The sequence below is a fragment of the Gimesia alba genome, assembly GCF_007744675.1.
Lineage (GTDB): Bacteria > Planctomycetota > Planctomycetia > Planctomycetales > Planctomycetaceae > Gimesia > Gimesia alba.
Window position 1 is genome coordinate 4,879,484 of the sequence record NZ_CP036269.1, and the last position, 19,079, is coordinate 4,898,562.

A 19,079-nucleotide genomic window follows, 5' to 3' on the forward strand; every position below is an offset into this window, starting at 1 on the left:
AGATTCAGGCAGATGGGGAACCGACCCATTCCGCTCTGGCCCAAGCCAACCGGGCCAGACCGCCGTGGATGGTTCACCCCGCGGGTCAGCTACTTTTTTTTTAAGGCCGCTGTATTTGGTTGAGACGAACCCGCCGGATTATCGAGGGTCACAAATCCCAACAGAGATTCTAACGACTTGCAGAGCTCCGGCTGCGTGACCACGTTCATCAGTGCCGTACTGATCTCTTTTTGTTCGGCGGTATTTACATCCCCACCCACAAAAGCCGTGACAAAGGGAACCGGTTTGGTTTCCGCCACGACGCGCAGATCTCCTTTTTTGATCGTGCCACAACCTTGCAGAAGCGGTTTGGCGTAACTGGAAATCACGGCGGCGGCACGAACGTCTTTGTCAAACTCCAGAATTTTACAGGCACCATCACTACAGGCTTCGCTGATTTCCAGCTTTTCCGGTATCGAGACATGGGCCTTTTTCAGAATGTTCATCGCTGCCAGATGCTTTTCATCGCATTCAGAAGGTCCGAAGAAGATGCGATAGCCCTGTAAATCCTTCGCGGTTTGCGCCGGGTCCTTCGTCGGAACGACAATCAAGCCGGTTTGGGTAGTTGATCCCTTGAGATCGGATAGACGGGCAATCCCCTGTACCTTCAGCTTTAAAACGCCTGCATCCGCGAGCACTACCGATTGTTTGCCGATAATCAGGTAGGCACGTTGATTCGCTTTATCCGGAACGACTTTTGCCAGTGACTCCGAAAACTTCACCTCGACCTTTCGCCCCAGTTCCTTTTCCAGATAGGCACCCAGTTTCTCATAGTCGCGCTGGGCGTAACCTTTCACACAGGGACAGGAGAGCGGCGCTGCCAGCGGGTCCATTACAATCAACGTCAACGACTGTGGACTGCCCTGCTTTGCCGGTGCCGTTTCGCCTGCGAACGCGGTGGGTCCACTGAATGCCAGAAATGCCACCAGAGACATGAGGTGAAATGAAATCTGTTTGAACGTCACTTTTCTCTCCTCATCCAGGCGAGTGATCCCAGTTGGAAACGGAACTGCAACATGCGGAACGGCATTGTCCCACCAGTGTTTTTACTTAGATGTGCTTGCGGTCGCCGTTGGTTTGCGCGCCATCACGATGATGTGATTGCGGGTGAGGTCCATCATATAAACCCGGTCCCCATCAGGAGACACCATGATCGAAACGTTCTTGCAGCCGGGAACCAATTTCACTTTCCCGACAAAATCGAGATACTTACCATCGGCCGAGTAGCGTTTGATATAGCCCAGATTTGATTCCGCCGTATACACTTCACCGGCTCTTCCAACGGCGACATTCATCGGGTTACAGCAGCTTCCGAATCCTTCGACTCCGTTGCGGTCCCGTTTTCCCCAGTACTTGATCAATTTTCCATTCCGATCATAATGGTTCACACGGTGCCGCGAGTTTTCAGCGACGAAGATTCCGTCCTTATTACATTGCACATCCATCTGACCGCAACAGCCGCGAAGGCCTTTGACAATCACAGTCGGATTATCAAAGTTTTTATCAGTTCGCCAGACTTCATAGCCGTAACCTTTAATCGCGGAACAGGCAATGAAAATCTCTTTCTCATTCGCAGAAATGGAGGAAACCCGCAGTTTCCGTTTTGACATTGCGGCTACCTGAGCATCGATCTCCTGATCGGTCGGTTCCTTCACCTTCTTGGCCGTCTGTTCCATTTTCTTATATTGTTCCAGAATCCGCTCATAAGACAGGATGCGTTTTTTGTCCTGCTCTGTTGGCGTCTTGTTTTTATCCTTAATCTGCTGAATCATTTTTTCGAGCCGCGGAACCATATTCACCACTGTGGAGGTCCGGGCTTTCATCTGCTGCACCACCTGTTCGCGCAGTTTGACGTTGTTCTCTTTGACCGCCTTGGCATGCGGGGCCTCTTTGGTCATCAGAATCTTTCCTTTGTTGTCGAGCTTCAACAACTTTCCGCTACCAGCGACGTAGATAGTGCCGTCCTGATCCACATTGATGGCATCCGGAGCGATCCGAACATTCCAGGTATCCAGCAATTGACCGTCTGGATTAAAAACCCGAATTTGACCGGGGCCGGAACCACAGGCGGCCAGGAGATTACCGGCCTTGTCCATACAAAACGTATTGATCCGCATGCCGAGAATGAGTTTACTGCCGACTTCAATCACGGCAATCTGCTCATGGGTTCCTTCAGGCACTTTGGCCGGCTCTGTTTTCTTAAGAGTTGTCCCCCCAGAAATCAGCGGGACGACTTGTCCATTTTGGACTTGAACCCGTACCTGAACCGGTTTCTGCTTTGAATCAGAAACCTTGGTTTTGGGTTCTGCCGCTTCACCCGCGCTGATCGCTGCCAGACTGAAACAACATCCGAGAAAAATTGCCTGCCGCATCCAGTGAGTCACATGAGAATCGCGCATCGCTGTTCTCCCAATGGGAAAGTGAATTGTGTCAGGGCCTCTCTTCGAATTCCCTTCGAAGAACTCCCGGTTCGTTATTGAATACAAATCGCTGCAACACGAAGTCATTCGCACACAACGGCTCGATCTTTAAATTTTAAGGACTCAGAATTGTCCAGATTGGAACATCACCAAAGAGGACTCCCTCTTTGATTCGCCAGATGAGCATAAACTACACAGGCGTATAATATGACGTTTTCTCAGATAGTCAAACAATCTTTGCTCATTTTCAGAAATCGAACCAAATCAAGTTTCTTGCTGAGCAGTAACACGTTTCAAACAAAGACTTATTTAACGAGTGTGAATTTCAGCAAACAATCCGAAAACACTCTCTCTGGACTACTAAGACAAATCTCGTCACAGGTTCTATTCAGATTTTTGTTCAGATTCCCAAATTCTTCAGGAAATTGTGCCTGAACCGAGAGCGATGTCTATCAAAACCGGTATCTAAGAAGAATACACAGAATAAGACACTTCAAGGAGCCAAGGGGCGGCTGATCAGCATTTTCAACTTTGACTTCGAACCGACCAGCTTCTTCGCCAGGATATCCTCCTCGGTAAAGCGGGCCAGCAGGATCTCGCCATCGGTGGATCGGTTTCGGTCATAGGAAATATAGAGGGTCCCGTCCGGAGCCTGAAATCCATCGGGATACGAAATCCCTTTGCGTTCATCGAGAATTAATCCCCCTTTCCAGGTTATCCCTTCATCTTCCGAAAGCCAGGCACTGAGCTGCACACGTCCGTGATGGGCATCAATCCGATCGCCGTGTTTGATCAAAAGAATCCGGCCTGAAGCGAGACGTCGGATGTGAAACCGAGCATTGGGCTGTTTGATATTTTCTGGTGCTGTGGGAGTCGCCCAGGTTCGCCCGCCATCCGTCGACGTGGTCTGCATGATGCCCTTCGCTGTGCGGGCCAGCATCCAGAGCGAGCCATCTTTGCGTTCCACGATCATGTGCTCATGCCAGTCGGGGTTAGGAAACCGCGCCGCACCGCGACGTTCCCATGTCGCGCCCTGATCCTTCGAAACAAAAACATTCGCACCACGGACAGGATCAAGTTCTTTGAAGCAGCCTTTAAACGGTCCGAAACCGGTACGTTGATCCAGCGAGATCGGCAGCATCCACTCACCATTCGAGAGCACCGTCGGTTTGTTCAAGGTCACGCCATGCCAGATACGATGCGGCTTTGACCAGACCGGCGTCTCCGCATCCGGATTCTCACAAATGGTCGCCCAGACCCCGGCACGGCCGTCGAACATATGCATCGATTGATCAAAAATCAACCAGAGGCGGCCCGTGGGATCGGTCCACAGATTTCCCACCAGAATGCTGCGATCCATGGGAAGTTCTGGGGAATGTGAATCGAGCACAAGACGCGGATGGGACCAATGTTCGCCGTCATCATCACTGGACGCTAACACAAAGAACGCTTTGGGACTGTCACCGCCGGCAACCCAGCAGGCCCACAGACGCCCGCCCGGCGTCCGCTCAATGCCGATCGTCATACCATAATCGAGCCGATCGTAATCGTACTCGGGAAGAGGCGACGTATTCAAAATGGGAGGAATCAGCGCCAGATCGGCGATCTGTTCCATGCGTTTAATCTCGGCCTGTTTCTTTGAAATGGGATCCGCTGAAAAAAGGACCGAAACAGTGCTAAGTGTGAAGACAAACAAACTGAGCGCGGTTTTCATTGGAGCATCGCTTAATTGAGTTATTGAAATTGAATCGTTTGACGACGATCTATCAGTTATTTCGCTGGCTTTCCATTCCGACGATCAAACTGAAACGGATTGGTTTTGTCACCCGTCACAGTCACCTTCAGCGGCGGGGCGATGCCGCCCTGATCCACTTCGACGCGTAAGATATTTTTGGCAGCAAACGGGCGATCATAGATCCAGACATGACCATCGCCGTGAATGTAGAGAATCGGTTTTTCGAATTGCATCGCCTCTTTACTGAAGGGATCAAAAAAATCATTGTGGTTCGGAACCGGCTTGGCGTGTCCCAGAAGTACCAGACTGGTGACATCCTTACCATAACGACGCAAGTTGCGACGGACCCAGTCGAGATCAGCAGCGTGGCGCTGTTTCCACTCCGCCGCATCGTGAACGCGACCTCCGACAATGTTGAGTCCCACAAACAGCACGCCCCCCTTCACAAAGGAAAAGTTCTCTTCACGTTCCCACTGCCGAATCACCGGGAGGGTATGCTGCCAGCGACGATCGAACCGCATGAAGTACTGTTCCCAGAGTCGCCAAGCCTGATCGGGATCGGGGCAGTCGTTCCATTCGTTATCGCCCGGAATAATAAACACCGGTTTCTTCGACTTGCGCAGCATGCCAAACACCTTGCGGTAGATGGCTTCATCACAGGGTGCCGCGCCTCCTTTGATATCGCCGAGGTGAACCACAAACTCGGCATCGTCGGGGATCGCTTTCATTTGTTTTGGTAGTCGTGCGTCTTCCACCGGCTTATAGGGGACATCGCCCATCACATAGAACGTGACTCCCGGCTTGGTCTGCACATCGGGCTCGGGCTGGTTTTGCCCGACTGCCGTTGAAACGGTAAACAGTATCAGCAGTAGCCCCAGCGGTGACGTCTTGAATCGCATTGATGATGATCCTCAGGAGTGAATTAACAAAAGAAAACAGGTTTTAAAATACCCGTTCCCTGAAGTAAAGTCACCTCTGCAGCAAAAACAAAGCATCGTCTTTCCTGTATCCGGGTCGACTTCAATTGCTGTCTGCAGACTCTTGCTCTAATAATTGATCATATTTCTGCCAGTCAATCACGCGAATCAGAATTTTCCACACTCGCAGGGAAGCAATGACAGCGCGGAGTTGTGTCATCCATGTCCCACAGAAAACACCGAAGCATAACATCGCTATCAATGGTTGGCCGTCCTGATACGACAAAAAAGCGATGATAGCTAATCCGATCGGCAGTAACACACCAATCGGAATACATCCGAAAAATAATTTCTGAAACGTGGGGGGATGCGTTTCGTAATGACGTACCGACTTGAAGAAACGTTGCTCAAATTTAGAAAGTGGCATCTGTCTGTCCTGAGAAAGAAAAACGATCAAAACATCTATCTCATTTGCGGTTTAAGGAAACTTTTCGCATCACTCCGACTGAACCGGTTTCTGCCCCTGCAATTCATCACATTTCTGCCAGTCGATCACCCGAACCATAAATACCCAAAACCGCAACCGCTTCGCACTCAAAACATGTATAAAAATAATGTACCAGATTCCGCAAATGATACCTGCGACAAAAGCAACAGGCATCATCCAGTTCCGGAGAGACATCAGATAAATGGCAAGTCCCAACGGTACGCTGACCTTCAGACCGTAGGCCAGATTCTTCTTTAATACGAAAATGGAATCAGGCGGATTCTCTTTAAAGCTTCGGATATTATTCAGTGTTTTGAGCTGTTTTCTCGTGAGTGACATCGGTGTCCCCTATTGTGAATCAAGCTGTTAGTCCTTGATGGTTACTCATACCTGTTAACATTTTAATCGCTCATAATATGCGGCAACCTGCGATAACTCGGGCGGTTCGCAGCGCATAGCGACATGTCCGTCGGGACGAATCAGAAACAGACAGGGATCAATCACTCCCAGGCGTGCGTGAACTTGCCCCGTGGTATCAGAAAGCCAGTACGCGAGAGCAGCTTGTTGCGTGTCCGTTGAAATGACGTAAAACACATCGCCCGGCTGCAGCAGTGATTCGATTTCCATTCGATCTGGAACCGCTGTCGAATCGGCGGCCATCCAGAGTAACACATGCCCGGTGGTCTGCATCAATTGAAATAAGGTCAGAGTCTCTTCTGTTGTCGACGGCATCAAAGGTCCCGCATCTGGCAGACAATCGCCGGGCAGCGGTCCCATCCACGACTGTTGCGCTGTTTCCCCGTCAGCGTGATAGCCTTTTACCAGGGGGCTGTTCCGATAATGAAAGTCAATTCCTGTTTCATCCCGCGCGGCCTGTTGTTGGCCACTGGCTGTAAGCAGCATGGCGCAAAGGGCGCGTTTGACCCGTGCGACCGCAGCCGGGTCATCGGGAATTGTGCGTAATTCTTCGACGACATCGCCTGATGCCCCCACGGCCGCCGCGATCGGGCGGCGTTCCTGTTCGTAACTGTCAAGCAGACCGAAGCCCCCCTTCCCGGAAAGAACGTGTGCCAGCTTCCAGCCCAGATTAAAGGAATCCTGAATGCCGGTATTCATGCCGTGTCCCTGGATGGGACTGCAGGCATGTGCTGCATCTCCCGCCAGTAAAACACGCCCCGAGCGATAATGGGCGCTCAACTGACGAAACGTATGATAGAGGATCGGCTCATCCGGTTCCTGCAGCGAAGAACCAGGAGAGATTGCATCGAGACCCGCATTAATGCAGTCTAACAGTGTAGAAGGATCCGCATCTTCAACAGCGCGAAAATAAATCCTCCAGCGATCCCCGGGAAGTGGCACCGGATTCAAAGCGGGAGCTTCAATCTGAATTGCCGCCCGATCGGACTCATGCTTCCAGTTAAGAATCTGCCCATCGATCACACCCCAGAGCGCCGGGTACTGATGACCGGAAACTTCGACACCGATCGCTTCCCGCACCCGACTGCGAATGCCGTCCGTGCCAACGAGCCAGTCCGCGGAGACACTCTGTTCGATTCCGTCGGCTGATTTCAGAAACGCGGTCACGCCGGAATCGGTCTGCTCCAGCCCTTCCAGTGACCAGCCGCGTGAAACCTGACCGCCGAGTTGTTCCAACCGTTCGGTGAGAATGTCTTCCGTTTCGTTTTCGGAAAGATTCAAATCGTACGGATGTCGACACTCCAGACTCTCAAAACTGGTCTGAGCCACCTTCTCTCCATTCGCGAATATATTGAAGCCGCGCATGACCAGGCCACGTTCGAGAAAGGCATCGATCACGTCCATGGTCTCGAAACATTCCAGCGAACGACTGTGAATGACGGTCGCCCGATCAAAGGGGAGCGGCTCGGGATTGCGATCGACGAGCAGACAGTCGATGTTACGTCGCGCCAGCTCAACCGCCAGCGTCAGTCCGGTCGGCCCGGCTCCCACAATCAAAACCGGAGTCGCTTCAGGTAAAGTTTGACTTTGACTCACAATATAATTTCCATTCTTCTGATCACACCTTCTGGAGAATGAGAAGAGTCTGTTTGCTTTCTGTCATCTTGTATTACTAAGAACAGTGTATCAGCTCAACCGGGAATTGACAGTTTTAACCATCATCCGGGAGAACGGCAGCCTGCATCGCCAGCAGAGATTCCCGCGCGAACTGTTTCTGTTTGCTGCGGACATAGGGATACGCCATTTTGGAGAGCAGTTGACCCGGTCGCGAGAACGCATAGAGATCATACCAGACGCGATCATCGTCCGCATGCCATTCGACCTGAAAACGTTCTTCGCCTGTCTCTGCATGATCGGGCAGCGTGCCATACGCAAACGCGAAACGACTCAGCGGCTCCGTCTCTTCCACCACATACACCACCCGACAGGCATTCAATACCCAGATCCCAAGAACATGCGCCAGAGCCGCCACCGTCTGACCTGGCTCAGGTGCAGCATCCGGGCGATGCAGCGTCAGCCAGTCGAAGCGATAGTGCTGCCAGTCAACAAGGGCCTGCTTCGCCTGTTCGTATAATGCTTTCCCCTGTCCCAGACAAATCCGGTTATGATCGATCTGATATCCAGCGGGTGGTGTGGGCAATGTGGTTGCTCCCGCATCGGGATACGTAAACTCCAGCCGGGCTTGTGCCGCGATGAAGTCAGCGATCTGCTCTGACTCAGGCTGTTTGAGGAGAAACATGCTACTTGATATTTCTGAAAGTTTTTTTAATCCAAAGTGAGCCAAAACTCGTTTTCACTATCAACAGATTACGAATCTGGAGATAGAGAAAACAGGGAACAGGTTACAGTGGATGTTACAAATCCAAAAAATGCGGAATTGATGGAGCGGGAACCAATTAACAGAACATTTCGCCCGCAGAAACATTTTCTAACTGACGGGGTTACATGCCTGATTTTTTTCGGTTTGATTTGTTTCGGTGGTGAATGGGCAATGTGGCTGAGTGCGCCGGTCGATCGAAGAGTCTATTCGATCCCGTTCGCAGCAGGCTGCTGGCTCTTCATCGCGCCGCTCTTCACTTGGAGCATACTGGTTTGGAAGTATGTCTCAATCATATTGCAGAATGGAAAACTCTTTCTAAAAGGCGTGTTTGGCTGTAGAGAAATCAAACTGTCTGACATCAAAATTGTTCACTGGAGCCTGTCCTCGCATGGGCAGATCAAAGTCCAAACGGCAGATGAAAGGGGCACGATTAATTTTTATTACTATACGAAAGCAGAACAGCTCTGGTTGATTCAATACTTTCGCAACCATTTTCCAGAAGACCAACAGCAGAACTGGCCCCTGTTCTGCCTGAAGATTGCTCTGCCGCTATTGAAGCCAAAACCAGACAAACCTCGCGAGCCGGGGCCGGATGATGTGCTGCATACCCGCAGGAACTGGGATCGATTGACTTTCATTATGACCGGCATCACTGCACTGATCGGCATCTTCACAGCCTGGGGCCTGCAAAAACCGGGGTATCTGTTCTTGCCCCTGCTCCCTCTTTGTATGTGGGGCTTTCGTTATACCGTTCCGAAAGAGGGAATCTACGTGAGATCGACCAGTGCAGACAAAGAGCTCATTTATCTGCTTTGGTGGACCGGTGCTGCAACCATGATCTTATTCCTGTTGATCTTATTAGATCTACCCAGAGAGTATCGTGGATTCATTGCTCCGACAGGAATGCTAATCTGGGCTGCCCCGTTTTTCTGGTTCTTAATCAAATCAGAACGAGAGGAAAAAAAGAAAGCGCTCGTCGAAGCAGAACAGGCGGTCAAGGAATGGGACGATGAGTTCAAACCTGATTGTATTGGGAAATAATTCAGAAAATGCTGCTGCACGAAGCAGTTAGAAATTACAGCATCTACCGCAGAGGCAAGAAAAAATAAAGAATCACAACCAACAGGAAGGAATCCACAATGAAGCCGATGTTGATTTTTTTCTGTTGGGCTGGTGTGAGCTCGTGGTCGCCTAAGACAATCGTAAGCAGCACTCCGATCGAATAAACCTGTAACGGCAGAAACAGGATGCCCAGAAAGGCGGCGCGATACGCCCGGTTCAGTTCCTGATCCAGGTTGCTTGCGGGGGCATCCTCGTCTGCTTGCTCTTCCAGAGATGCGTCTGCCGGAGACTCATCTTCGTCCTCGTCCTCGTCCCAGCCGTTCTCGAACCCTTCGACGGTTTTCCAGTCTTCTTCGCTGATGGGGACCGGATCGTGTTCGTCCAGAATGGCGAAGGCCCGCTCGGCGTCTTCCTCTGCGACCTGCACCTTGATGCCGCCGATCGCAGTCCCCAGATACCAGGCCATGCCGACCGCTTCTTCGTCCGAGAGAAAAACGCGAATGTCTTCCGCTTCCAACTGATTACGAACCAGACTGGCTTCTGTCGGCGTGTTTAATGTGGCAACGGTGACAAAATCATTCGACATGGCGGTGTTCCTGAATGAGAACTACTTAAGGCACTCGTACACTCACGTTGTCGTAATGAATCGATTGCTTTGGCGTGACCAGGCCGATTTTGTCTTTGGTGGCGTGGGCGATACCGGGAGAGCGGAGTGAGCCGATCAGTTTGCCGTCGATGAAGGCCTGCATCAGGTCCCCTTTGATGCGCACGGTGACGGTATACCATTTGTCCTTTTCGAGCTTTACTGGAAAGACGGCCTGGGTTCGTTTCAGGAGTGCCTGTTCTTCGGCGGTCAGTTTTTCCTTAGCACGACGTTTTTTGAAGATCTCGTTGTTGAAGACGCCGGTCTTGCCGTCGCGGAGTGTGACCTTTGTGGGCGAGACCACCACGCGGCAGAGATGCCCCGCATGTGAGCCTTTGAACTTGTGCTGGTTGAATGTCAGGTTGGTGTAAGGCGATCCGGCGAACTTGAGATTGACGGTCAGCTCGACATCACTGTAAGGTTCGGTCCGTAGTTGATGCACGGCCGCGTGCCCGCCATCTTTGAGTTCCACGCCCTGTAAAACGCCATCTTTGATCACCGACGAACTCTTGTAATAGTTCCACTGTTTCCCTGGTTTCAGCTCCGCGAAGTCCTCGAAAAACAATTGATTTCGATAGTCATCAGCGGGAATCGCTTCCGGAGCCCCCGCGAAAACCGGGAGAGCAAATGCAAGACAGACGAGTGAGAAGAAGCAGCGGTGAATTGACATCATGAGCACTTTCAGAAAACAGACCAATGAGATTTGAAATTGAAACTTGCCAGATCAAGCCGTTCCAGCATAACTTTTTATTCTGGTATTTCCCAGTGATCGCAGTCATCAGGAACCAGACCGGTGGAAAATCGAGTATCAGCTGGATCTCTAACAGTTAAGTAAAGCAACTTGGAACCAGCTTCGTTTATTTCTTTAAAGTACGATAAATGCTGCGAATTGCAAGAATATCATCGTCTGACACAGGTGAATTGGACAGATTCTGCTGGTTGCGTTCCAAAAGTTGACGAAGCCGACGTTTGTAATAATGGCGAATTCCCTTACCGATTTTCAATTGGACCAGAGACGGATGATTCTGCAACGCATCAATCAGCCTGCGGACGCCACGGTCGGTAATCCCATTTCTTAGCAGATTAAGGGAACGCAACCGTGGATTGGCCCGGATCAGGTCGGCAATGGCAGCAGCGCCCTCATCTCCCAGAGAGTTAGGATGCTCGCCGAGCACATTGGTAGAGCGATCATAACCCAAATCGAGATTGATTAAATTGGGGTGAGTTTCCAAAGCAGACGCGAGCGCCACAGCACCCGCGGGACCGATTCGATTACTGGCCAGGCTCAAGGTTTGCAATCCCTGATTCAATCGCAGGCCTTCGGCGAGTTTGTTGACTCCCTCATCCTTTAAGCGATTCACACTCAGATACAGGCCACGAATCGTCTGATTGTTTTGTAACAGTTCCACCAGCACGTCGGCATCGTCTGTCTCGATTTCATTCCCTCCCAGATACAAAAGTTCGACGGCTGTTTTTTCAGTCGCCAGCGTTCGGGCGATGAGCCGTACGCCCTGGCTGCCGATTTTCGTATGCACCAGATCCAGCGTCCGAATCTGTGAGTTCCGTTTCAGCATGTCTGCAATCTGCCGCGCCCCTTCGAAGCCGATCGGATTTCGTTTTAGCCAGAGCGCCCGAACTGAAGGACTGTCTGAAATTGCCTGTGCCAATTCAGTCGCCCCTTCTGCTTCGATCCGGTTACAGCCAAGATACACCGTCTGCAACGTTTTGCTTTTGCGAATCGCTTCCGAGATCGCCTGTGCTCCGATATTGCCCATCCCGTTTGCCCCCATCAACAGGTGACGGGTATGCTCGTTCGCTTCCACGGCGGCGGCGACCAGTTTTGTTCCCTCCGGTCCGACACACTGTTTACAAAGATCAACCCGGCCGTCGGGAAGATGACTGCCGCGCGTAAAGATCAATTGCTCGGGCACCGGCTGATTCTGACGCAGGTGCGCGACAATCGGCTGTACCTCGGATGGATCACAGGGAGAAAACTCATTTCCAACCGGACAATAAACCACACGTTCTTTCATGGAGCACTCTTTCCATCACCAGTTAGTTTCCCGATAGTCCTTGAGAAATTTTCCATACAGTAATTGCCCCTGATTGATGCCGACGAAGACCGGATCACAAACACGCGCCGCCCCATCAATCTCATCGAGGGGTGGCTGAAAGCCGTCTTGCTGCATTTGCTCGGTTTTCTGATGTGGAAATTCGTTCGTGATCCAGCCGGTATCGACGCTTGTCATATAGATTCCCCGTTTTGCAAATCGTTCGGCACTCGTGCGTGTGACCATATTCATGCCTGCTTTGGCCATATTGGTGTGCGGATGAAATCCCGTTTTAGAGTGTGTATTGAGCTGCCCCTCCATCGCGGAGACATTGACGATAAAGCGCTGCGGATTCGGACTGTTCAACAGCAGTGGTTCAAGTTTTTGAATCAGAAGAAACGGCACCAGAGAGTTGACCGCGTGGACTTCGAGCAATTCAGGAAACGAGACATCCCCCAATTCTTGAATCCAGCTGTTTTTGTGACGCAGATCAATCTGCTGACTGTCTCCATCCAGCAATCCCGGCGGAAATGCCAGCAGATCATGACCGGCATCTTCCTCATGCACGATTGTCTGCGACAGCGCAGCGGAAAAGGACATCTGGGATTGCTCCTGCTTCGGAACTGCAGATGAAGCGCGCTGTTCAAGATTGCCGCTGAACTTGTTCTCCCGGACTAGAACGGACTGGATTTCAGGCGGTAACGTATCGAACTGCCGCTCCCCTTCCAGCAGATGCCGGTAGAAGGCAGCAGGACGTCGAATCGTCTGCGACGCGTTATTAATCAGGATGTCCAGTTGAGAAAAACGTGCCTGTACCTCGTCCAGAAACTGAGTCACACTTTTCAGACTGCGAAAATCGCAGCCAGAAATCTGTAAACGGTCACTCCAGTCCGCGAAATCATTTTCGGCAGCGTAACGCCGGACTGCATCACAGGGAAAACGGCTGGTGACCAGCACGCGTGCGCCACCGCGCAACAGTTTCAAGGCAGTCTGAAATCCAATCTTCACACGTCCGCCGGTGACGATGGCGGTTCGTCCCGACAGATCTGCCGTCTGGGACCGCTTGCGAAAGTTCTCATCGCCACAGTCCATACACATCAGATCATAAAACGGATGCAGCTGCTGATAAGGTTGTTTACAGATATAACAGCGGCGCGAGTGACACAGTGTCTGCGGTTCAAATTGAGAAGGTGCAGAATCGTCGGTGAGAAGATAACGCCCGTCGTTTTTCGACTTGCGTTTCTCGCGGATACCGGCGTTTTCGAAGATTGCTCTGTCGCGATTACGGCTCTCCTTTTTATGCAACGCCTTGACTCTGCGTCCCAACAGCGATGCCTGGTGCAACACTTCAGAAAAAAGGCCATCCGGTTTCAGGCAGAGTTCAGGCCGCTCTGCCAGCATCTGCAATACCCGCTGACAGGCTGCGAGTTCCTCGTCAGTGACGGGAAGGGAATCGTTGTCTGTCGCACAGGCATTCGGTTTCAATTCATCCATCCGTCAGATCTCGCTGTTAGAAACATCTCATCGAGGACCGGTGATTTCTGATCAGAAACTGATTAGAAAGATGCTCCGGGCAGGAATTACACCCGCATCCCGCAGTTGGCAGCTGCGTATCTTATTCTCTTAGACCACCGGAGCAGACTGATAGACCACCGGAGCAGACTGACTCTACCGCATCCTCCAAAAACTATAAAGCAGGCAAGATTCCAGAGTTGTTATGGCTGATAAGAGAAGAATGCCCCGGGCGGGATTTTCACCCGCATCCCGCTTTAGCAAAGCGAATCTTAAATCTTAGAAGACCGGAGCGTTGATACTTTATCTCATTCTGATTTCCCGGTAAACCAACACATGCTACTCTGCTTATTACAAAAAAAGACAACGAACTTTTTCCTGAGGTTCGCTCTCTTTACAATCAAGTAATAAAATAGGCCCCTCTGGTGCCAAGTTTTTCGATTCGCCCAAAATTGATTGCAGCCTGATTTATGTCTAACCCCTTTCCCGAGAATGATTCAACACACACCGAATCTCAGCTTCAACTTCTCTATTGCGCGCTGACAGATCCCGACTTGCTGCGGAGTCAATGGGCAACAGAGCAATTGGAACTTCAGGTATGTGGCGAAGAGGAAACAAAGCTGCTGCTCCAGTCAATGCGCGCTGATGAGCCCGAAAAACGATGGCGGGCAATCAATATCTGCGTTCAACTGGCATTGGACGGAAGCAACGTCGTGCCACATTTGCTGACAACAGTCAAGGACCGGCTCTGGACAATCCGCGAGGCCTCAGCTCTGGCATTAGCCCCGCATGTCAGTGACGATCAAGTTCACCAGGCCCTGCTGGACCGCGCGTTGTTTGATAAAAGCCCCCTTGTTCGTGAAGCGGCGCTGCGTGGGCTCTCGGGAACGCTGGACAAACATCGTCAGACACTCGATGCCTTACTGGCTGCTCTTAAACATCCCAAACCTCCGGTTCGCTGTCGGGCCGCCGTCGGTCTGACTTACTTTCGTACCGCCGCCTGCTTTATTATTCCAGATTTAACAGAAGCACTCAACGACTCGCACCGCAAGGTGCGCCTGGCGGCAACCAATGCACTCGCACAGTTCGGTCCTCAAGCCATCTCTGCCTTGCCGACTTTGATCAGACGACGCTTTGAAGGCGACTTCACAATCAAGCAGGCGGCGGTCAAAGCGATTGCAGCAATTCTTCCCGGAGCTTCCGCCCCGCTCCGACGAACGTTGACCCCCTCATTGGAATGGTTTGATGGTCCTCAACAGACTTTACAGGATGCATTCAAAGATTATGAATTGCCTGAGGAAGTTCGCGCGCAGTTTATCGAGGAATGCCAGAGCCAAATCGACGTCTTCACAAAGCAGAACCCAGAACAATCTCCAGTAAGCGAAAACAAGCCTGACGGCTGGCAAGCGGCCTGTGCCGTGGTAAGAGCAGCTGAGCAATCTGGCCGTAGTTTTGATGAGAAAAAAGAATACACCAAACTGCTGGCCCGGTTCGTCGAGCTCTGGCTGGATCATAACACAAAAGAGAAATAACTTTCACGCACTTTTGGTCAGGAGTTTCACTCACAATTGACTGAGTTTATACACATACAGAACCGGCATGACCAGCAGGAAAAACCAGCCAATCAGGTCCAGCAGTGACGGCGGCGAATCGCGACGCAGGCCCCGGGTTAAGCCGGTCACAGACAAGGCCTCTTTCTTCCAGATGATGACCATGCCGGGTAGCGACATCAGCACTGCGAAAGTCGCCTCCCAGAGTCGACTCTCTGAAAAGTTGCCGATCGTTGCTCCCAGAATGCCGTTGGCTATCACCACCAGTAATGTGATCAGTTTTTCTTTTGATAACTTCATTTAGCAGCTTCTCCTCAGCGAGTACCCCTGCCCTCGTTGGTTATCTGGCTCTTATGATACTAAAAAAAGAGTGACTGCAGCAAATTAAATTTAAGTAACTGAACGATTTACGATGCCCGATTGAAGCACCTTGCATATATTACGACATTTGTCTTTTTTCTTCTTGACATTTTGACATTTGTCGTTTTTAATAAAGGCATGAATCATTCAAAAGCAAAAATACCGGATGCGGAACGTGATGTTCTGGTCTGTTTGAATCAACTGGAAGAGGCCACAGTCAAAGAGATCTGTGAGGCTTTGCAGCCTGTGCGCAAGATGGAGCCCTCGTCTGTGATGACGCTGCTCAAACGGCTGGAAGCCCGGAAACTGGTCACCAAACGCAAGGCAGATCAGGGGAAGGCGTTTGTATTTCGTGCGACGCGCGAATCGACGCGGGCCTATCATCATTTGATGAATGACCTGTTCCAGGGAGTCTTTGGCGGCGATACGCTCTCCTTTATGTCCTCGTTCTTTGAAACGCGTAAACCGACGGAAGAAGAGATTACCCAGTTGCAGCAACTACTGGACGACCTGCGTACACAGAAATCAAAGAAGAAGGGAAAGAAATCATGATCAACTTCTTCCAGCATACTGCAGAACAATGGGGCGAATTCATACTGAGCGCCGGCATTCAGGCTGCATTTGTCGCAATCCTGGCATTCGCGTTTCTTTTTCTGACACGGCGTTTTATCAGCGCTCCGTTGCGTTATGCGATTCTGCTGGTGGTACTCATCAAATTCGCAATACCGCCGAATCTGGACCTGCAAACGGGACTGTTTACGAAGTACTCGACCACTCCAAATCATATTGGCAGTACCGCTCCGGTTATCGTGCTTGATGAAGCCCCCGCCACAACAAGCCAATTCGCATCAGACGCCAGTCGCTCCCGCATTCCCTCCCCGGCTGCGACGAAATCGAAAACCGAATCAACGCCTCAACCAGAATCACTGCGTGCGTCTATTCCCGTCGTATCGGAACCGGAATTCCACTGGTCCTATCTGTTACTGCCTCTGTATTTACTCGGCACGGCGTTCTTTGTCGGCTTGCTGATTCACCGTTATCGCTGTGTGCGACGAATTGTACGCGCGAGTACACTTCAGCAAGACGGTTTTTTGTTTTCGGAAGTCGCACGGATTTCTGAACTGCTGCAAATGAAGTCACCCCCTGCTCTACGCATTTCAGACGAAACGGACGCCCCGTTTGCCATCGGTGCATTCCACCCGGTGATTGTGATGCCGCGTGTGATCGCCGAAGAGTTACAATCCGATCAACTGACGATTGTGATCGCCCACGAGTTGGCACATATCCGCCGTCGCGATTTGCTGATCGGCTGGTTCGAAACGCTGGTAAGCCTCATCTGGTGGTTTCACCCGGCCCTGTGGTGGTTGCGACGATCACTCAGACAGACCCGCGAAGATTGCTGTGATGATCTGTTGCTCTCAAAACAACTTGCTCTGCCGGAACGGTATTGTGAAACGCTGATTGAAGCCGCGAGCCGGCAGTCGACCCGACTGGCGGAACCACTGGTGCTCGGATTTGTGCATCAGGAACACCCTGCCGCCCGACGAATTCGCCGCCTGATGGACGGTGCTCTGTTTCGGGCAGACCGCCTGCGGTATCCTGCGTTGATCTTCGCGCTGCTGGTAGCGCTCGTCATGTTGCCTGGCATGCGTCCGGACCAACAGCCTGTCACGAAAACCACACTGGAAGGAGATTTGGGCTGGCGGAATCTTCCCTTCCGGATTGATGCTGGTGAAGAGGCCGCCATTAAGGAATGCAAGGAACTGGCACAGACGTACTTCTTTACCCGAAATGATATCCGAGATTTTTCACTCCCAGAAACCCGAGACAAACTGGAAGCAATACTGGAACAGCATCCAAAGCTGTTTTACGCGCAAAATCTGCTGGGCACGTGGCATCGTATGAATGGAAATTTGGAAGAGGCTTCGCGACTCTTGAATGAATCCCTGGCCAATGCCCCAGTTGTGCTCACACAAACCTACAAACAGGGCAATGGTGATCCCATTCAGGATGTCGCAATTGACCAACTGGAAATTGAATGCAATCGAGTGCAAAAGGGTTCGCTGGATCCAAGTCTGAGATTGAAATTTGTGGCGCTCATCACAGATTCCCAAGGCCAGGTTCATCTGCCCGTCTATGACACCGTGTATCGTACGAGCTCACAATCTTATCCCGAAGGTTATTTTGCAGAGTTTCAAAACCTGGGTTGGATCGAATCGAACGCGCGAAATGGCATCTTACCCGATGTCATGGTCTGGAAACCCTGGTCACGGCCACGGGACTTCACACGGACCGCCGCCCAGACAACCCGGCTCAAAAACGCGACAGGCACCGACACGCTGGAACTGATCTCAGGTTCCAATGCATACAGTATCGGACGTGTCGCCCGTGGTCAGGCCGACGGTAGAGTGACAACGGAAGACGGCAAGGGAATGAAGATTGCCGTCAAAGGATCTTCGCTCAAGATCACAAACGGCACGTTTATGGACCATGCGTTGATTGAGCTCACGAGCCCGGTCTCATCTCGTTTTGCGTTATCGCAGGTGGATGTACTGGACTCGCAGACGAAAATTCCGCTACAGTCCTTCCAGTATGGCGCCGGCTTCACGTGGACTGAACAAAGCCGATTTCATCTGTTCTCATTGTGGGAGAAGTTACCCGATACGGTAGACCTGGTCCTGAAAGTGTTTAACTACGACAGTGACGATTTTCGCTACCAGATTCCAGCCGCCGTCGGATCTACGGTGCAGCACGATGGCAGTTCCTTTGAGATCACCTATCTGGGCGCAGGCAATCATAACAGCTGGAGTTCCAGCACCGGGTTTTACGGAGAAGCCCAGGGTACCGAGAACACCTCAGAGATCATCTTTCAGATCACCGGAAACAGAGAGCAGAAATTCTCGCTGTGGGTGGTCTCAAAAACGGGACGCAGACAGAACCTGAATGAGGGCGGCTGGTTTTCCTCCCAGACAGGCAGCTCTCCAGTTCGAATCATGCTGCCTCGCAATGAAATCGCGCATTTTGAAATGGTGCCCTATGTGGTGCCAAAGACAATTTATTTTGAACAGATTCAGCTACCTGCCCGCATTGCCCCACTGGATCAAGAGTTGCCCCTGATCGAATTTCCCGTCGACGGCAAGGCCAGACAATATACGTCTGACGTTTTCAGCCCATTCCAGGTCCACTTCGAAAGCCATCGCGGGAACCTCTATTCGGGCATGGGTTCTTACAACAACAGTTTTGAATTCCACGAACGTCCGCTCGAAGACCAGTTTCCGAAATCCAAAATGACGGTGAGTTGGTATTACCATGCAACGATTGACTTGAAGCATCGTCTGGAATTTATCGTAGCCCCACCTCCAGTCAAGCCGGGCAGAAGCAGATCACAAAGTTCCAGCGCCATCTGGGGAGACGCCGGTTTCTCAAGCCGAGAGACACCACTGGAATCAGTCAAAGCGGTGCTATTGGAAATCCTGCCGAAACCGGAATGAGGATTTTTTTGTAAT

17 protein-coding genes are annotated in these 19,079 nt (G+C 51.3%); 4 read left to right on the forward strand and 13 right to left on the reverse strand.

Annotated features, from left to right (window positions below; translation table 11 throughout):
- Positions 1-89: 89 nt before the first annotated feature.
- The 8 genes from Pan241w_RS18195 to Pan241w_RS18230 all read right to left on the reverse strand — a co-directional run bounded on the left by Pan241w_RS18195 (position 90) and on the right by Pan241w_RS18230 (position 8,314).
- On the reverse strand, positions 90-1,004 hold the full coding sequence (locus tag Pan241w_RS18195; protein WP_145218599.1) for a PhnD/SsuA/transferrin family substrate-binding protein: 915 nt from the start codon (positions 1,002-1,004) through the stop codon (positions 90-92).
- Positions 1,005-1,085: 81 nt separating this feature from the next.
- Positions 1,086-2,438 carry an NHL repeat-containing protein gene (locus Pan241w_RS18200; protein WP_145218601.1) on the reverse strand — a complete coding sequence of 451 codons (1,353 nt, stop codon included), beginning with the start codon at positions 2,436-2,438 and terminating at the stop codon, positions 1,086-1,088.
- A 514-nt stretch (positions 2,439-2,952) separates the two neighbouring features.
- Positions 2,953-4,074 (reverse strand): sialidase family protein, encoded by a 1,122-nt coding sequence (locus Pan241w_RS18205; protein WP_232107185.1) that lies wholly within the window; start codon positions 4,072-4,074, stop codon positions 2,953-2,955.
- 155 nt (positions 4,075-4,229) lie between these two features.
- Positions 4,230-5,093, reverse strand: coding sequence for a metallophosphoesterase (locus Pan241w_RS18210; protein ID WP_145218605.1), 864 nt, complete (start codon positions 5,091-5,093; stop codon positions 4,230-4,232).
- Between the two features lie 121 nt (positions 5,094-5,214).
- Positions 5,215-5,538, reverse strand: coding sequence for a hypothetical protein (locus Pan241w_RS18215; RefSeq protein ID WP_145218607.1), 324 nt, complete (start codon positions 5,536-5,538; stop codon positions 5,215-5,217).
- Positions 5,539-5,607: 69 nt separating this feature from the next.
- Positions 5,608-5,937, reverse strand: coding sequence for a hypothetical protein (locus Pan241w_RS18220; protein WP_145218609.1), 330 nt, complete (start codon positions 5,935-5,937; stop codon positions 5,608-5,610).
- 54 nt (positions 5,938-5,991) lie between these two features.
- A complete protein-coding gene (locus tag Pan241w_RS18225; RefSeq protein ID WP_198000006.1) occupies positions 5,992-7,611 on the reverse strand; it encodes an FAD-dependent monooxygenase in 1,620 nt (539 codons plus the stop codon).
- A 115-nt stretch (positions 7,612-7,726) separates the two neighbouring features.
- Complete coding sequence (locus Pan241w_RS18230) at positions 7,727-8,314, reverse strand: DUF1990 family protein (RefSeq protein WP_145218613.1); 588 nt, start codon at positions 8,312-8,314, stop codon at positions 7,727-7,729.
- A gap of 252 nt (positions 8,315-8,566) precedes the next feature.
- Here Pan241w_RS18230 and Pan241w_RS18235 point away from each other — a divergent pair, with 252 nt between their 5' ends.
- Complete coding sequence (locus tag Pan241w_RS18235; protein ID WP_145218615.1) at positions 8,567-9,436, forward strand: hypothetical protein; 870 nt, start codon at positions 8,567-8,569, stop codon at positions 9,434-9,436.
- A 43-nt stretch (positions 9,437-9,479) separates the two neighbouring features.
- On the opposite strand, the gene Pan241w_RS18240 is transcribed toward Pan241w_RS18235, so the two are convergent.
- The 4 genes from Pan241w_RS18240 to Pan241w_RS18255 form a co-directional block, all read right to left on the reverse strand.
- On the reverse strand, positions 9,480-10,043 hold the full coding sequence (locus Pan241w_RS18240; RefSeq protein ID WP_145218618.1) for a putative signal transducing protein: 564 nt from the start codon (positions 10,041-10,043) through the stop codon (positions 9,480-9,482).
- Between the two features lie 25 nt (positions 10,044-10,068).
- The gene (locus Pan241w_RS18245; RefSeq protein ID WP_145218620.1) at positions 10,069-10,773 is read right to left on the reverse strand and encodes a family 16 glycoside hydrolase; all 705 of its coding nucleotides are present in this window, start codon (positions 10,771-10,773) and stop codon (positions 10,069-10,071) included.
- A gap of 184 nt (positions 10,774-10,957) precedes the next feature.
- Positions 10,958-12,133: a leucine-rich repeat domain-containing protein gene (locus Pan241w_RS18250; protein WP_145218622.1), complete on the reverse strand. Its 1,176-nt coding sequence runs from the start codon at positions 12,131-12,133 to the stop codon at positions 10,958-10,960.
- Positions 12,134-12,148: 15 nt separating this feature from the next.
- On the reverse strand, positions 12,149-13,645 hold the full coding sequence (locus Pan241w_RS18255; protein ID WP_145218623.1) for an SDR family NAD(P)-dependent oxidoreductase: 1,497 nt from the start codon (positions 13,643-13,645) through the stop codon (positions 12,149-12,151).
- Positions 13,646-14,133: 488 nt separating this feature from the next.
- Here Pan241w_RS18255 and Pan241w_RS18260 point away from each other — a divergent pair, with 488 nt between their 5' ends.
- Complete coding sequence (locus tag Pan241w_RS18260) at positions 14,134-15,195, forward strand: HEAT repeat domain-containing protein (RefSeq protein ID WP_145218624.1); 1,062 nt, start codon at positions 14,134-14,136, stop codon at positions 15,193-15,195.
- A gap of 30 nt (positions 15,196-15,225) precedes the next feature.
- Here Pan241w_RS18260 and Pan241w_RS18265 read toward each other — a convergent pair whose 3' ends face one another.
- The gene (locus tag Pan241w_RS18265; protein ID WP_145218625.1) at positions 15,226-15,513 is read right to left on the reverse strand and encodes a hypothetical protein; all 288 of its coding nucleotides are present in this window, start codon (positions 15,511-15,513) and stop codon (positions 15,226-15,228) included.
- Positions 15,514-15,711: 198 nt separating this feature from the next.
- Between Pan241w_RS18265 and Pan241w_RS18270 the strand changes: the two genes are divergently transcribed.
- Positions 15,712-16,125: a BlaI/MecI/CopY family transcriptional regulator gene (locus Pan241w_RS18270; protein ID WP_145218626.1), complete on the forward strand. Its 414-nt coding sequence runs from the start codon at positions 15,712-15,714 to the stop codon at positions 16,123-16,125.
- A complete protein-coding gene (locus tag Pan241w_RS18275) occupies positions 16,122-19,064 on the forward strand; it encodes a M56 family metallopeptidase (protein WP_145218627.1) in 2,943 nt (980 codons plus the stop codon). Before Pan241w_RS18270 ends, Pan241w_RS18275 begins: the two co-directional genes overlap by 4 nt.
- Positions 19,065-19,079 lie beyond the last annotated feature (15 nt).

Excerpts from the sequence above, each read along its gene's own strand:
- Pan241w_RS18200 (WP_145218601.1), bottom strand. The coding sequence starts at position 2,438 with ATGCGCGATTCTCATGTGACTCACTGGATGCGGCAGGCAATTTTTCTC.
- Pan241w_RS18205 (WP_232107185.1), bottom strand. The coding sequence starts at position 4,074 with ATGGAACAGATCGCCGATCTGGCGCTGATTCCTCCCATTTTGAATACG.
- Pan241w_RS18210 (WP_145218605.1), bottom strand. The coding sequence starts at position 5,093 with ATGCGATTCAAGACGTCACCGCTGGGGCTACTGCTGATACTGTTTACC.
- Pan241w_RS18215 (WP_145218607.1), bottom strand. The coding sequence starts at position 5,538 with ATGCCACTTTCTAAATTTGAGCAACGTTTCTTCAAGTCGGTACGTCAT.
- Pan241w_RS18220 (WP_145218609.1), bottom strand. The coding sequence starts at position 5,937 with ATGTCACTCACGAGAAAACAGCTCAAAACACTGAATAATATCCGAAGC.
- Pan241w_RS18230 (WP_145218613.1), bottom strand. The coding sequence starts at position 8,314 with ATGTTTCTCCTCAAACAGCCTGAGTCAGAGCAGATCGCTGACTTCATC.
- Pan241w_RS18235 (WP_145218615.1), top strand. The coding sequence starts at position 8,567 with ATGTGGCTGAGTGCGCCGGTCGATCGAAGAGTCTATTCGATCCCGTTC.
- Pan241w_RS18240 (WP_145218618.1), bottom strand. The coding sequence starts at position 10,043 with ATGTCGAATGATTTTGTCACCGTTGCCACATTAAACACGCCGACAGAA.
- Pan241w_RS18245 (WP_145218620.1), bottom strand. The coding sequence starts at position 10,773 with ATGATGTCAATTCACCGCTGCTTCTTCTCACTCGTCTGTCTTGCATTT.
- Pan241w_RS18250 (WP_145218622.1), bottom strand. The coding sequence starts at position 12,133 with ATGAAAGAACGTGTGGTTTATTGTCCGGTTGGAAATGAGTTTTCTCCC.
- Pan241w_RS18255 (WP_145218623.1), bottom strand. The coding sequence starts at position 13,645 with ATGGATGAATTGAAACCGAATGCCTGTGCGACAGACAACGATTCCCTT.
- Pan241w_RS18260 (WP_145218624.1), top strand. The coding sequence starts at position 14,134 with ATGTCTAACCCCTTTCCCGAGAATGATTCAACACACACCGAATCTCAG.
- Pan241w_RS18265 (WP_145218625.1), bottom strand. The coding sequence starts at position 15,513 with ATGAAGTTATCAAAAGAAAAACTGATCACATTACTGGTGGTGATAGCC.
- Pan241w_RS18270 (WP_145218626.1), top strand. The coding sequence starts at position 15,712 with ATGAATCATTCAAAAGCAAAAATACCGGATGCGGAACGTGATGTTCTG.
- Pan241w_RS18275 (WP_145218627.1), top strand. The coding sequence starts at position 16,122 with ATGATCAACTTCTTCCAGCATACTGCAGAACAATGGGGCGAATTCATA.